This window comes from Bacterioplanoides pacificum (assembly GCF_042648445.1).
In the GTDB taxonomy this organism is placed as follows: Bacteria; Pseudomonadota; Gammaproteobacteria; order Pseudomonadales; family Oceanobacteraceae; genus Bacterioplanoides; species Bacterioplanoides pacificum.
Genome location: NZ_JBHRYB010000008.1, coordinates 113,903 through 128,490, shown reverse-complemented (window position 1 = coordinate 128,490; position 14,588 = coordinate 113,903). Strand labels below are relative to the sequence as shown.

The following is a 14,588-nucleotide window of genomic DNA, read 5'->3' as shown; positions in this document are numbered from 1 at the left end:
CTGAGACATAAAAAAACGCCGCTTAGCGGCGTTTTTTTATGTCCGAACCAGCGGCAGCATTACCATTGCAGCCGGTATCCACCCCAAACCAGCCAATCAGGGGCGCGCTGATACAACACCCGCTGCGCTAATAAATCGTATTCTGCCTGCAGCGACCACTCACCCCAACCACTGTTCAGTGCCAGTCGTGCCAGCAAGCGCTGCTGCTGAAAACCCTGTCGCTTGCGGTCAGCCGGCTGATCGTCCCAGATAAAACCAGCCGCCGTATTCAGGCTGCCGCCCTGGTAGTACCACATCCCTCGTAAACTGCGGTCACTACCGAGCAATAATTCCTGGTCACGATCACTGTCACGCCGCTGCGCCAGCGCCGACAGCCAGACACGGTGTGCCAGTAGTGGTTGCCAGCTGAGCTGCGCCTCAACACCCCGACTGGACAGCCCACCGGCATTACTCAGGTCAGCGTTCAGCAGCGTCATCTGCGAACGAATCAGGCGGTGCAAGCGCTCATGAAACAGTTTGATATCCAATTGCCAGCCACCCCGTGGCCAGTAGGCAAAATAACCGGCCTCCCAGGCCTGAATCTGTTCTTCGCGCAGATCCTCCTGCCAGCCCTCAGCACTGGCCTGCAAAAACAGCGATCCACTGCGGGTCTGCAGATAATTTGGCTGGCTCAGGTCGGTTACCCGTGCAGAAGCATTCAGGTAACGCTCTGCCAGGTCCGGTGTGCGGCGTGACGTAGCGTATTGCAAACGCAGACTGCTCTGTGGCGAGATCAGATAGTTGACCGCCAGACGTGGCGAATACAACGGCCCACTGTCTTTTTCATGAGTTGCCAATATCGCCCCGGACCACAGCCAGTCCGGACTGGCGCGGTATTCACCATTGACGAACGCCAGCCACTGCTCAGAGACCTCAGTACCACCAAAATAGGCCTGCGACGTCACTTCATCACGCCGATAACTGATGCCCTGTACCGACCGCAATGACGAACTCCAGCGTACGGTATCCTGTAACTCCAGTTCTGCCCGCTGCTGATACACATCGGCATCAGCCTGACCACAGACCTGCTGCTGCAGCGCATTTTCATTTACCAGATTGGCAATCAGGCCCTGAGCCTGCAGATATTCTGCCTGAGACAGTGTGGTTTCCAGTATCTGCTCCAGCGCCGCCTGGGTCACTATACCCGCAGCCAGCCCCTGATACAGCTGCAGAGTATTCTGCCGCACTTGCGGGTCGGTATCCTCACGACTGAGTGGCAACAGGCCATAAGCCAGCGCCGTCGCCAGGGCATCATTTTGTCGATACAACTGCGCCAGTCCCGGGTCGAGGGCAAAGGTTGGCACACAGGCAGAAAAACGATCATGGGTATCTTCCGATTGCCAGTAGCCCTGTAACTGCAACTGATGATCGGGGTTCAGCGGAGAACGCCAGCGTAACCAGCCCATATCCGACGTGGTTTCTGCCAGGGGCGTATTCACCTGCAGATTGGAATCGGCCAGACCATCACGAAAAGACTGCTGCCGGCTGAGCTGCCAGCGTATATCTGACTGGCCGTCATAAATACCACCTGACCAGTTAAACCCTTTAACCTGAGCCAGGTCCGGCAAGCCGCCGACTTTACCGGTATCGGCATGATAGCCGGAGAACTCACCCTCACGGTGACCATACACACTGAAACGTTGCTGGCTGCCGCCCAGCTGGAAAGCCGTGGATATATAGCCGTGGCGGCGCTGATCTGAGCCATAACTGAGGCGGACATCTGCCTGGCTGCTGTCCGCCGGGTGGCGGGTAATAATATGAATCACTGCCTGCAGCGCATTCAGGCCATAACTGGAGGCACTGGGCCCACGGGTCACTTCCACCCGCTCAATATCTTCCAGCGCAATATTCAGCTGCTGCCAATCGACGGTAGCAAACGAAGCTTTATACACGGAACGACCATCCACCAGCACCTCAATGCGACGTGCCAGCGTGCTGTCGCCGGAATGGTACACCACGTTCTGACTGTTGCTTTCCAGATCATCCGCAACGAACAAGCCGGGGACAAAACGTAATACATCGGTAATCTCATGAGCACCCCAGGCACGAATCTGCTCGGCAGAAATCACCGTAACACTGGCCGGTACCTCTGCCAGCGGTTGTTGCAGACGCACCGGCGTTAACACTTCCGGCAGAACCGGTTCAAACTCGTCAAACTCAGACACGTCGGCGCACAAAGGAACACTGACGACAACACTGATAAAAAAACTAAAAGGCCTGCAAAACACCCTGAACATACTCGGTCCGGTTTCCGGTTTGTTTCCTGAGGCGGGCAATTACACAACAATAACAGGGAAAAGCAAGGTGAAAATGACGATAAACTGACATAAAATCGACCTTACCAATAAAAAAAACAATAACTTAATGATGCCACTAATCCGATGATCACCACCCTGAAACACTGGCCCTGGGATAAACGACTGACGCTGATATTTCCCTGCATAAGCCTGTTAATTGCCATAACATCCGGCTCCCTGGCTGAGATACAGCCAGCAGAGAATAAAGCCGCTCTGACAGGCGCGGTTATTTTTATCGGCCTCATTTTTCTCTGCCGTGCCAATATGCCCCGCCGGAGCGAGAAAACACGCTGGTTTTTATATGAGTTCTGGCCGGTTCCGGCGATACTGCTGGGCTACCTGAGCATGCGTATTTTCCGTCTCGAGCTGGCGATCGAGCAGTTTGCAATTCCGCAACAAGACACGCTGATGATTCAGCTTGATCAGTGGTTATTCGGCACCACGATTCCACAACTGTTACAACACCATATCAGCGCAACACTGACTTTATTAATGGAAAGTGCCTATCTGCATTTTTATTATTTATTACCCATCGGTTCATTAATATATTTACATCTGACAGATGACCGAACCACCTTTCTGCGTCTGCGCCAGGGCATTGTTTTCACACTCACCGGCGGCTTCTGTTTTTATTTTTTATTACCGGTCGAAGGCCCGATCAGTTTTATTGCCGATCAGTTTGTCGTGCCGCTGACAGCCAGTCATGAAATGGTTTACGACGCGGTCAACAGCTTTCGTTTTGCCTATGACTGCTTTCCCAGTCTGCATACAGCGATCCCCTGGGTCACTTTACTGCTCACCTGGCGCAGGGCGAATTACCCGCTGCGGTTTATCATGCTGGCCATGACACTGGCGATCACCGCCTCCACTATGTATCTCAGATACCACTATGGCGCCGACGTCATCGCTGGCCTGATATGGGCCGGAGCCGTCAGCTGGGCCCTCAGCAAGCGACCAGATATCATGACTTTTACGACTGACAAAGCCATCGTCAGTTAACGCCCGCAACGCATTGGCATAGTATGAAAGGATCGCATGAAGGCATCACTGTGTTGGAGAGCCACCATGACCAACATCCCGCCGGGCACAGCACTCCCCCCCCAGCAACGGCCGCCATCAAACCGCGGCCGCACAGCAACAGATCAGCAGTGGTAAACGCATTAACAGTGCTGCCGATGATGCCGCCGGGCTGGCGATTGCCACCCGTATCAGCAGTGATATCAGCGGCAAACAACAGGCGCAGCGCAACGCCATCAACGCACAATCCCTGATCCAGAGCGAAGATGGCGCATTGCAAAGTATCAGCAACGGCCTGCAACGATTGCAACAGCTGGCCATCCAACAGGGTAACGGCATCCTTAACGATAGTGATCGTCAGGCTATCAATGGCGAAGCGCGGCAAATTACCGATCAGATCCGCCAGATCAGCGAACAAAGCCAGTTTAATGGCCGCCCCCTGTTCCCGTCAGTCAGTGACGCTGAACCGCAGACCTTTCAGGTCGGTGAAGACAGCGGAGATACGCTCTCCATTGATGCCAATACACTGGCCGACAACCTCAACCAGACACTGTCCACCCTGGATTTCAGCCAGCCCCTGCAGGAAGAATCTCTGAACACACTGGCGACATTACAAACCAGCGTGGTTGACCGACGTACCGAGCTGGGGGCGGTCAGCAACCGGCTCGACGCCCGGGTCGCCAACCTTGGCAAGCAACAGGAAAACAACCAGGCGGCGCGTAGCCGCATCGAAGATGCCGACCTGGCGAAAGCGGTTTCTGAAATGATTAAAGGGCAAATACAGCAGCAGGCCCAGATCAGTACCCGACTGCAGGCAAACGCCAGCGCAGAAAGCGTACTCCAGCTGTTATCCTGATGTTAATATTCTAGCTCCCACGCTCTGCGTGGTAGATAAACAACCAGGCTTTAACCTTCTGATTTTTTTCAACTCAGCTATGACTACCACGCAGAGCGTGGGAGCCAGACAAAAACGGAATCGTTTATTGTGTGCCAGCGCCTATTCCAACCGCATTTCAATCCCGGCAGCCGCCATATGTTGCTTAGCTTGCTGTACCGTGTATTCACCAAAATGGAAAATACTGGCGGCCAATACCGCATCAGCATGCCCCAGGGTGACACCTTCAGCCAGGTGCTCCAAATTGCCCACACCTCCGGAGGCAATGACCGGAATATTCACCGCATCACTCACAGCACGGGTGACACCCAGATCAAAACCGCTTTTCACACCATCGCGATCCATGCTGGTGAGCAGGATTTCGCCAGCGCCATAATCAGCCATTTTTTTCGCCCACTCAACCGCATCAATACCGGTTGGTTTGCGGCCACCGTGGGTAAAGATTTCCCACTTATTGTCCGCATCACCTAACTCACCAGAGCCAGCAACGCGTTTGGCATCGATGGCGACCACGATGCACTGCGCGCCGAATTTTTCCGATGCTTCACGGACAAATTCCGGGTTATACACCGCCGCCGAATTGATCGACACTTTATCGGCTCCGGCGTTTAACATGCGACGAATATCACTGATCTCGCGGATACCGCCACCAACCGTCAGTGGAATAAAAACGTGTTCGGCGATGGCTTCTACCATCTGCACCGTAGTGCCACGATCTTCATGGGTCGCGGTGATATCTAAAAAGGTAATTTCGTCAGCGCCTTGCTCGTCGTAACGCTTGGCAACTTCAACCGGATCACCGGCATCACGAATGCCAACAAAATTTACACCTTTGACAACCCGCCCCTGATCAACATCCAGACAGGGAATAATTCGCTTTGCTAATGCCATTGTTTGTTACGCCTGTCCGTCCCAGTTTAAAAAGTTCTGCAATAACTGCAGTCCGTTTTTATGGCTTTTTTCAGGGTGGAACTGCACCGCAAACACGTTGTCCTGACCCAGTGCCGCATCAAACGACTTACCGTAAAAACCACGCCCTTTTACCTGGCTTTTATCGCTGGCATCGACGTAATACGAATGCACAAAATAAAAGCGACTGCCGTCGGCAATATCAGCCCATAACGGATGATTCAGGGTTTCTACCTGATTCCAGCCCATATGTGGCACTTTTAACCGCTGGCCGTTTTCTGTCAGATCATCACCAAAATATTTCACCTGACCATCAAACAGATTGAGGCAATCAACCCCACCGTTTTCTTCTGAATGACTCATCATCGCCTGCAAGCCAACACAAATTCCTAACAGAGGCTTGGTGTTTTTTACTTCGGCAACAATCTGGTCTATCTCCTGCGCCCGGATTTCCGCCATACAGTCACGAATCGCACCCACTCCGGGTAATACCACATGGTCAGCAGCCAGAATTTCTTCCGCCTTCGAAGTCACCAGCACCTGGGTATCCGGAGCCACCTTCTGTAATGCGCCGTGCGCCGAATGCAGATTACCCATGCCGTAATCAATCACAGCACATATTTTACTGCGGCCATTAGCAATCGACATGATTTACAGAGTTCCTTTGGTTGAAGGCATCACGCCCGCCATGCGCGGGTCCTGCTCTACCGCCATACGCAACGCACGACCAAAGGCTTTGAAGATGGTTTCCGCCTGGTGGTGGGCGTTAAAGCCCTTCAGGTTATCGATATGCAGAGTAACCTTGGCGTGATTCACAAAGCCGTAGAAAAATTCCCAGAACAGCTGAGTATCGAACCGGCCGATATTGCCACGGGTAAAATCGCACTTAAAATCCAGCCCCGGACGACCAGAGAAATCGATCACCACACGGGATAAGGCTTCATCCAGTGGTACGTAAGAGTGGCCATAACGGACGATGCCTTTTTTATCGCCGACCGCTTCTGCAAACGCCTGGCCCAGAGTGATACCGATATCTTCAACCGTATGATGATCGTCAATATGAGTATCACCATCACAATAAATATCCAGATCAATCAGACCGTGGCGGGCAATCTGGTCCATCATATGCTCGAGGAAAGGCACGCCGGTATCAAACTTTGCCTTACCGGTACCGTCCAGATTGATGCTGACACGGATTTTCGTTTCCAGCGTATTACGCTCAACGGTTGCACTGCGCCCAACGCTTGCACTAGTGGCCATGGACTTGCTCCAAACTCTCGCAAAATGAAAAGGAAAGCATTATAAAGCAGCCAGACAAAAAACTCCTGCTTTTAAGCGTTACCTGCAACCAGAGAGGTTTCTTATGCCAGTCCGTCTAGAACATATCCAGCAACCGAGCGATGCCGATTGGCAGGATATCGGCAAAATCCATCAGGACACGGCCTCATCCGGACTGGTCAGCACCCCACAGCAGCTGGCTCAGCGCCTGACTGACGGTAGCTGGATCATCGCGGGCCGTTTTAATGACCGCATCATCGGCCTGCTGATCGCGACCGAAACTGAACAGGGTGTTCAGCTGGAACAGGCTGCTGTGCGAACCATCACTCAGAACCGGGGCGTGCTGCACCAGCTGCTTCACCATCTCTGTGAATGGGCTGAAAAAGAGGGTAAAACTCTTATATTTCAGAATGTTAGCGATGGATTCCGGCAACCTCTGCAGAACCGGGGTTTTCAGTGTGATGATCATCATTGCCGCTACAATTGATTAACTAATCATGAATACGTTCCATCTGCGGAACAATTTATTTGCAATTTCCTGCCTATGCAGCCCCTCGGACTGAGGCCATACTGAGCAACATTATTCAATCAATCTGTTGCGGAGAGGGGCTTATGAGAATTGCAGTTCAGTCACTGGTATCGTTTTCTATATTTCTGGCGCTGATGTTCAGTGCTGCTGCCTATGCGCAACAGCCGCGTGAGGTGGTTGAGCAGGCCACTCAGGGGGTCATTACCGAACTGCAGAAACTGGCCCCGGAAGACCGCACCGATGAGCAGATCCGGCGGCTGGTGATGAATTATATCGTGCCGGCCATCGACCAGGAGAAAATCGCCAAAGGAGCACTGGGAAAACACTGGCGCCGTGCGAATGCAGAGCAACAGGCAACCTTTATCCAGCGCTTCCGTGAACTGCAGATCCGTACCTATGCGGGTGCCTTTAAAGCATTTAACGGTGAACAGTTCACCTTTGAAGAAACCAAGTTTAACCGCAAAGGTAATCGTGCCTTGGTCAAAGGTAAACTGATTCAGAGTAATGGCAGTAACGTACCGATCGACTTCCGTCTGTATCTGAATAAAAAAACCAATCAGTGGCGGGTATACGATGCCGTGGTGGCTGGTTTGGGCATGGTTAAAACCTACCGCCAGCAACTCAGCGAGCGGTTACAGTCGATTTCCATTGCTGAACTGCTGACCGAACTGCAACAATCCGAAGTGCAACAAGCCAAGCGCTAATCTCTTTCTTCCCCTGCCATTATGGCAACTGGCAAGCTGCTGACAGCTTGCCTTTTTTTATTTCTGCCAACGCTTTCCTTCTCATTCCGGCCATCATCAGTCAGCTCTCAGAAACAGCACCTGTCAGGCAGTTTGTTACGCCTGAAACATTGCCTGTCGTCAGGAATCAGCTAACGTTAATGGTGCAAAAACATGAAATCAGCAACCGTTATTACGGCTTAAGGGCGAGTGCAGAACAGGCAGCCCCGCCGGCGATCTAATGGAAACGAGTTACCATCTCAATGCAGGCACTTCAGACACAGTCACTCCGACGTAAGCTGGTTATCATCTCACTGATTACGACCGGCCTGACACTGTTGTTATCGAATCTTGCATACATGTCACTGGAGTATTACCTCAGCCGTCATGATGCCCAGAACAAACTGTCGGTACTCGGCGAAGTTATTGCCAAGCGCGCCACTACAGCCCTGACTTTCAATGACTACGATCTGCTGCACACCAACCTGCGTACCCTGAAAGCGGACAAAAATATCGTCCGCGGCTGTATCTACGACGAAAACCAGCAGTTGGCCGCTGACTACCGCATATCAGAGCAGGAAACAGCCTGTCCGAAATTGCTGACCCACCTGCAATCCAGTCACAGCAATAACTTCAGCCAATATTTTGTCATCCGCCTGGAACGAGCCCATATCGGCACGCTGTACCTCGAAAACAGCCGCCAGGACCTGCTCAACCGCTTTAACCAGTTTATGTTGTTTTCCGTCGTCATTCTGGCTGTGGCGGTGGTACTGGCGGTTTTTCTCGCCAATCAGCTGCAGGAAGTAGTGGTACGGCCGATGCGAGAGCTGAGCAATACCCTGCAGGATATTATGAACAAAAAGGACTATTCCATCCGCGCCAGTAAAGAGAGCAACGATGAGCTGGGCGACCTGGTTGATTTATTTAATGGCCTGCTGGGCACAGTTGAAGAAGAAAATGCCTCACTGAAAACCTCCGAAGAGCGCTTCCGTAAACTCACCGCCTTATCACCGGTAGGGATTTTTCAGGTTGACACCAAACAACAACTGCAATATGTCAACCAACGCTGGCGTGATATTCACGGTATGGACGACCCGGAACCGAGCCTGCAGGAATGGTTCGATCAGGTGCATCCCGCCGATCTGGTTATGGTGCAACAGACCTGGAACCGATTGGTTGTCGATCATAAAAGTATCGCGCTGGAACTGCGCCTGGTGCGGCGTGACGGCAGTCATACCTGGATTCATCTGTTAGCCGGCACGCTGCACGATCGCAGCGGCGAACTGCTGGGTTACCTCGGGGCGATCTCAGATATATCGGAACTGAAAGCCGCCCAGATTCAGATGGAACACCTGGCGTTTTACGATCCACTCACGGGTCTGGCCAACCGCCGGTTGTTTAAAAACCGGCTGGATAAATCGATTAAAAGTGTCCTGCGTTCCGGTGCCTCGGTCGCACTGATGTTTCTTGATATGGACCAGTTTAAGCGTATTAACGACACTCTGGGCCACGACGCCGGAGATATACTGCTGAAAGAAGTAGCCGTCCGGCTGAATGCAACGGTACGGGAAAACGACACCGTTTCCCGTATCGGTGGTGACGAATTCACCATCCTGCTGACCGATGTCCACCAGACTTCCGATGTTCTGGTCGTGGCGGAAAAACTATTACGCACACTGGCCAAACCGATCCGCATCAAAGGCCAGGACATCGTCACCACGGTCAGTATCGGTATCACCCTGACACCGGAAGACTCCACCGACGTTAATACACTGATGAAAAATGCCGATCTGGCGATGTACCGCGCCAAAGAACTGGGGCGCAATAACTACCAGTTTTTCTCTGAAGATATGAATCATTCGATTCTCGAACACCTGGCGCTGGAAAAAGAACTGAAAGAAGCCATTCAGCGCGAACAGTTTACTTTGATGTTTCAGCCCAAAATCAGCCTGTTTGACTACCATATCACCGGCGTGGAAACCCTTATCCGCTGGCAGCATCCTGACAAAGGCCTGATCCCGCCAGATAGCTTTATCCCGGTGGCCGAAGAAACCGGTCAGATACTTGAAATTGGCGACTGGGTACTGGAACAAAGCTGTCGTCAGATCAGCTCTCTGATTCGTGACGGGGTGTTGTCCGCCAGCACGAAAGTGGCAGTAAACCTGTCAGCCAAACAATTTACCGATCCGGATCTGGCCGACCGCATCCGCAACGTCATCGATATCAGCCAGATCCCGCCTCAGTGTCTGGAGCTGGAAATCACCGAAAGCACCCTGATGGACGACGTCGAAACCGCCATTCACATCATGCAGGAAGTGAAAAAAACCGGGGTGTCCATCGCCATCGACGACTTTGGTACCGGCTACTCATCACTGGCTTACATTAAACGATTCCCGATTGATGTCTTAAAAGTCGATCGCTCCTTTGTAATGGATATCCCGCAGGACCAGAACGATATGGCGATCACCGCCGCGGTCATCGCCATGGCCCATAAACTCAGTCTGGAAGTGGTGGCTGAAGGCGTCGAAACCGAAGAGCAACTGCACTTCTTACGCCGCAATAACTGTGACGAGGGCCAGGGTTACTTATTCAGCCGGCCGTTGTCGCTGGGACAGCTGCACCAGTTCCTGCGCGAAAACGAACACAAACGGCAGGCCAACAACTACCAGATCTGACCGCAGCACTCAGGTATACTGCGCGCTTTCAGCAGCAAACAGCACCTTTACATGACACAGGCGTTTTCCTTCAGCGACGTAGTACTGGCCTGGTATCAGCAACATGGCCGCAAACACCTCCCCTGGCAACAGCAAATCAGCCCCTACCGGGTGTGGGTATCGGAAATCATGTTGCAACAAACTCAGGTGGCCACTGTCATTCCCTACTTTGAACGTTTTATGCAACGTTTTCCCGATGTTTTCAGCCTGGCCAGAGCCGAGCAGGACGAAGTATTACATCTCTGGACCGGCCTGGGTTATTACGCCCGCGGCCGCAATCTGCACGCCTGCGCACAGCAGATCGTTGAACAATATCAGGGGGAATTCCCAGCCAGTGTCGAACAACTGGCGGCACTTCCCGGTATCGGGCGCTCCACCGCCGGTGCGATCGCCGCCATCAGCATGGGCATCCGCGCCGCAATTCTGGACGGTAACGTCAAACGTGTCCTGACCCGGTTTTATGCCATAGAAGGCTGGCCCGGAACGACAGCGGTACAAAAGCAGCTTTGGGACATAGCCGAACGACTGACCCCCGACCACAGCCACAGAGAATACACCCAGACCATGATGGACCTGGGTGCCACCTTATGCACCCGCAGCAAACCCGCTTGTGGTATTTGCCCGCTGCAACCGCGCTGTAAGGGTTACCAGAGTGGCAAACCAAGTCAGTTTCCGAATTCCAAACCGAAAAAAGAAAAACCCGAGAAACACACCGCACTGCTGATGCTGGAAGCCCCCGGCGGTTTGTTGTATCTGGAGCAAAGACCACAAACGGGCATCTGGGGTGGGTTATGGAGCTTTCCCGAAGTCAGCGACGAACAGGCAGCACGGTTATGGCTGAAGCAACAATTTGGCATGGAAGCCGATATCGAACCATTGCAACGTTTCCGCCACACCTTCAGCCACTATCATCTGCATATTCAGCCGCTGAAAATCCGCTTGTCGCACCAGCCTGGCCACATAGGTGAACAGTCGGGTCACTGGTACAATCCCAGGCAACCCAGCGAACTGGGACTGGCAGCACCAGTGAAAAAACTGCTGCACCTGAGCGACATCTGACACGAGGACACCCCATGAGCCGTACCGTATTCTGTAAAAAGTATCAGCAACAACTGGAAGGTCTGGAACAGCCCCCCTTCCCCGGCCCCGCCGGTGAAGAGGTGTATAACAACATTTCCAAACGCGCCTGGCAGGAATGGACTGAACATCAGACCCGGCTGATCAACGAAAAACACCTGAACATGATGGACATGCAGGCCCGTAAATACCTCACGGAGCAACGCAACAAATTCCTCAGTGGTGAAGAGTTCGATCAGGCCGAAGGCTATGTTCCTGAAAATAAAGACAAATAATTTAACAAGAGGTGTTGACAGCTGATCCGTCACAGGGTTTAATACGCGCCACTTGAGAGGCAAGCGGCAACGTTTCTTCTTGCAGTGCCCAGATAGCTCAGTCGGTAGAGCAGGGGATTGAAAATCCCCGTGTCGGTGGTTCGATTCCGCCTCTGGGCACCATTTAATTATTAAAGAACCGCATCATATATGCGGTTTTTTTATGCCTGTAATAAAGTCATTCATAACGATTACATAACGCAACTCAAGCAGAATGTTGCTGTTTATCACGCCACTCTGCAATTGCATCCGCCGGCAGCGGCTTACTGTAAAAATACCCCTGACCATAATCACAGTTCATCTGCTGGTGTTCTTCTAATTTAGCCAAAGCGTCGATCTCTTAAACCTTCAGTTTTAGTCAGACTAGTCAAAATCAACGCGTCGTCAGCGTTTCCGATACAAAAGTCAGCTTGCGGAAAAAAGACATAAAAAAGCCCGGCATTAGCCGGGCTGAAGCAAGAAAAATCAGGGCTCAGTGAAATCGTCAGCGCACAAAATACAAGGCAGCAGCGGCCAACAACCCCATCGCCAGCAGGGTGCCATATATATGCACGTGCAGAACCACATTATCAGGAGGTTGCTCTTCGGTGTAACCAACATCGGGGAAATATTTGTTAATGTCCACGGTTCTTACTCATGTAATGTATCTATGGACATTTTAAGACAGCAAGGGTCACCATTCTTTTACAGTTTGCAGCATTTTGTTCCCAATTGTAACAATCACCCTAACAATCAACTGGAGTGTTTTTCCCCACGGGCAATAAGCCAGTGTTTAATCTGCTGATAGGGATAGTGCTCCAGAATCCCCATACTGCCAAGCTGACGCGCCTTAACCCGGGTCAGCCAGGGGGCACTGATGCCAGCCAGATAACGGGTTAATAAATCGACCGGGGCAACCACGCCAAACTGCTGTTGTATTGCCTGCTGCAATGGCTGGCACAATTGCTGAGCCTGATACTGTGATAAATCCGGCAACGCCTGAGGCTGAGGCCAGGGCAGATGTTTACCGATACACACCGAACAGTGACCACAATCCTGCTGCATCTGAGTGTCATCAAAATAATGGGCCAACGCACGACTGAGGCACTGCTGATCCTGCAACAGCTGCAACATCGCGCGGATGCGCTGAATCTCACTGTGTTCTTTTTCGGCAAAATGTTGCGCCAGCTGTTGTGCCAGACCGGGTTGATTCAGTTTATCGATATCCACCCGATAGACATCCGTCATCTGTTTGCTTTGCAGCTCCAGCCAGCCTTTTTCCTGACAATATTCCAGCGCTGTAATCGCCCGGCGGCGACTATCGGCCTCCCCACTGTGCTGAAGCAGCGCATCGGCATCGAATGTAATCCAGCTGCGGGCTTTTTTGCTGGTATTAATTACCTGCTGCAGAAACTGCTGCCGCGGAGCATCAAACTTTGCCAGCAACTGCGCTTCACTGATGTGCAGCTTATATTTGTAGTCGGCAAAATAACTGAACTGGGCCGTCAGCACACCCCGTAATTCCAGATTCACCAACAGGGTTTTTAACGGCAATAAGCGGATATTACTGAGCGCCGATAACGGCGTCATTAATACTTCCCAGCGCGTCTCATTAGCCTGATAACTAAGGTTATCGCGAATCTGCTGCAGCACCCGCTCAATGGCAGCAGGCTCCGGAGTATCACCATAAACAAAATTTTCCAGCAGCTGAAAACCCGAGGCATCGGCCAGCATGACACAATCCGATGGCAAGCCATCCCGTCCGGCACGGCCAATTTCCTGACTGTAGTTTTCAATCGATTTGGGTAAGTCGTAATGCATCACCTGGCGGATATTACTTTTATCCACCCCCATGCCGAAGGCGATGGTGGCAACAATACAGGGCGTTTCACCCGACATAAATTGCTGCTGAATCAGCTCACGTTCGTCACTGCTTAAGCCGGCATGATAAGCCTGCACCGTAAACGGCAACTGCGGTGCCAGGTAATCAGCCACATCATGTGCGGTTTGTTGCAAGGTGACATAAATAATGGCGCCAAAATCGCGGCCCTGCTGCGTTTGCTTATTGTGCAGATGCATAAGCCACTGCAACGCTTTTTGTTTACGCTCCTCAACGGGTGTCGGCTGGACTAACAAACGTAAATTCGGCCGGTAAAACCCGGTGGTAACCACATCATCAGCGGCAATCCGGAAACGACCACACATGTCCTCAATCACTGCCCGGGTCGCGGTTGCGGTTAATAACAGCACCTGGGGTATGGCCAGATCAGCGCAATAATCCGGCAGCTTCAGATAATCCGGGCGGAAATTATGGCCCCACTCAGAAATACAGTGGGCTTCATCAACCACTAATAATGAAATCGGAACCTGGCTGATAAACTGACGAAAACGTTCGTTTTTCAGCCGTTCAACCGACACCATCAGAATTTTTATGTTGCCACTGCGCACATCGGACTGAATCTGCTGTGCCTGTTCACGGCTCTGGCTGGAATCAATACTGGCGGCGGCAATGCCTTTACTCTGCAGAAACGCCACCTGGTCCTGCATCAGTGCTAATAATGGCGACACCACTAACGTCAGATGAGGTAACAATAACGCCGGCAACTGATAACACAGTGACTTACCCGAACCGGTAGGAAAAATTGCTGCCGCACTGCGGCCCGCTAATAACGCTTCAACGACCGGTTGCTGGCCGGGACGTAACTGATCGAAGCCAAAGGTTTGTTGCAGCACCGGCTGCCAGGAGGAAGAAGACATAACAGTTTCACGCAGAGATTTCCTGCATCTTGCCTAAGCTGCAGGCAGCACTCAAGTGAAG

The 14,588-nt window shown here is 52.1% G+C and carries 14 protein-coding genes, 1 tRNA gene and 1 pseudogene; 9 read left to right on the top strand and 7 right to left on the bottom strand.

Annotated elements, in window-relative coordinates:
• Positions 1–59: 59 nt before the first annotated feature.
• The gene (locus tag ACFOMG_RS10550; RefSeq protein ID WP_376866518.1) at positions 60–2,204 is read right to left on the bottom strand and encodes a TonB-dependent receptor plug domain-containing protein; all 2,145 of its coding nucleotides are present in this window, start codon (positions 2,202–2,204) and stop codon (positions 60–62) included.
• A 396-nt stretch (positions 2,205–2,600) separates the two neighbouring features.
• On the opposite strand from ACFOMG_RS10550, the gene ACFOMG_RS10545 reads away from it, so the two are divergent.
• The 3 genes and pseudogenes from ACFOMG_RS10545 to ACFOMG_RS10535 all read left to right on the top strand — a co-directional run bounded on the left by ACFOMG_RS10545 (position 2,601) and on the right by ACFOMG_RS10535 (position 4,209).
• On the top strand, positions 2,601–3,335 hold the full coding sequence (locus tag ACFOMG_RS10545; RefSeq protein ID WP_376866517.1) for a phosphatase PAP2 family protein: 735 nt from the start codon (positions 2,601–2,603) through the stop codon (positions 3,333–3,335).
• A 124-nt stretch (positions 3,336–3,459) separates the two neighbouring features.
• Positions 3,460–3,786: pseudogene (locus tag ACFOMG_RS10540) on the top strand (flagellin N-terminal helical domain-containing protein); the annotation flags it as partial.
• Positions 3,787–3,975: 189 nt separating this feature from the next.
• Positions 3,976–4,209, top strand: a complete 234-nt coding sequence (locus ACFOMG_RS10535) for a flagellin (protein WP_376866543.1) — start codon at positions 3,976–3,978, stop codon at positions 4,207–4,209.
• 141 nt (positions 4,210–4,350) lie between these two features.
• Here ACFOMG_RS10535 and hisF read toward each other — a convergent pair whose 3' ends face one another.
• The 3 genes from hisF to hisB are packed head-to-tail and all read right to left on the bottom strand — an operon-like array spanning position 4,351 to position 6,417.
• Positions 4,351–5,139: an imidazole glycerol phosphate synthase subunit HisF gene (gene hisF, locus ACFOMG_RS10530; RefSeq protein WP_376866516.1), complete on the bottom strand. Its 789-nt coding sequence runs from the start codon at positions 5,137–5,139 to the stop codon at positions 4,351–4,353.
• 6 nt (positions 5,140–5,145) lie between these two features.
• Positions 5,146–5,805, bottom strand: coding sequence for an imidazole glycerol phosphate synthase subunit HisH (gene hisH, locus ACFOMG_RS10525; protein WP_376866515.1), 660 nt, complete (start codon positions 5,803–5,805; stop codon positions 5,146–5,148).
• Between the two features lie 3 nt (positions 5,806–5,808).
• Entirely contained in the window at positions 5,809–6,417 is a 609-nt protein-coding gene (gene hisB, locus ACFOMG_RS10520; protein WP_376866514.1) for an imidazoleglycerol-phosphate dehydratase HisB, read from the bottom strand.
• A gap of 103 nt (positions 6,418–6,520) precedes the next feature.
• Here hisB and ACFOMG_RS10515 point away from each other — a divergent pair, with 103 nt between their 5' ends.
• The 6 genes from ACFOMG_RS10515 (at position 6,521) to ACFOMG_RS10490 (ending at position 11,914) form a co-directional block, all read left to right on the top strand.
• Entirely contained in the window at positions 6,521–6,922 is a 402-nt protein-coding gene (locus ACFOMG_RS10515; RefSeq protein ID WP_376866513.1) for an acetyl-CoA sensor PanZ family protein, read from the top strand.
• A 125-nt stretch (positions 6,923–7,047) separates the two neighbouring features.
• Positions 7,048–7,668, top strand: a complete 621-nt coding sequence (locus ACFOMG_RS10510; RefSeq protein WP_376866512.1) for an MlaC/ttg2D family ABC transporter substrate-binding protein — start codon at positions 7,048–7,050, stop codon at positions 7,666–7,668.
• A 281-nt stretch (positions 7,669–7,949) separates the two neighbouring features.
• Positions 7,950–10,361: an EAL domain-containing protein gene (locus ACFOMG_RS10505; protein WP_376866511.1), complete on the top strand. Its 2,412-nt coding sequence runs from the start codon at positions 7,950–7,952 to the stop codon at positions 10,359–10,361.
• Positions 10,362–10,412: 51 nt separating this feature from the next.
• Positions 10,413–11,459, top strand: a complete 1,047-nt coding sequence (gene mutY, locus ACFOMG_RS10500; RefSeq protein ID WP_376866510.1) for an A/G-specific adenine glycosylase — start codon at positions 10,413–10,415, stop codon at positions 11,457–11,459.
• A 14-nt stretch (positions 11,460–11,473) separates the two neighbouring features.
• The gene (locus ACFOMG_RS10495) at positions 11,474–11,752 is read left to right on the top strand and encodes an oxidative damage protection protein (RefSeq protein WP_376866508.1); all 279 of its coding nucleotides are present in this window, start codon (positions 11,474–11,476) and stop codon (positions 11,750–11,752) included.
• 86 nt (positions 11,753–11,838) lie between these two features.
• Positions 11,839–11,914 (top strand) — tRNA-Phe (locus ACFOMG_RS10490).
• A gap of 82 nt (positions 11,915–11,996) precedes the next feature.
• Here ACFOMG_RS10490 and ACFOMG_RS10485 read toward each other — a convergent pair.
• The 3 genes from ACFOMG_RS10485 to ACFOMG_RS10475 form a co-directional block, all read right to left on the bottom strand.
• A complete protein-coding gene (locus ACFOMG_RS10485) occupies positions 11,997–12,119 on the bottom strand; it encodes a hypothetical protein (protein ID WP_376866507.1) in 123 nt (40 codons plus the stop codon).
• Between the two features lie 156 nt (positions 12,120–12,275).
• Entirely contained in the window at positions 12,276–12,416 is a 141-nt protein-coding gene (locus ACFOMG_RS10480) for a hypothetical protein (protein ID WP_376866506.1), read from the bottom strand.
• A 107-nt stretch (positions 12,417–12,523) separates the two neighbouring features.
• Positions 12,524–14,527, bottom strand: a complete 2,004-nt coding sequence (locus ACFOMG_RS10475) for a RecQ family ATP-dependent DNA helicase (RefSeq protein WP_376866505.1) — start codon at positions 14,525–14,527, stop codon at positions 12,524–12,526.
• Positions 14,528–14,588 lie beyond the last annotated feature (61 nt).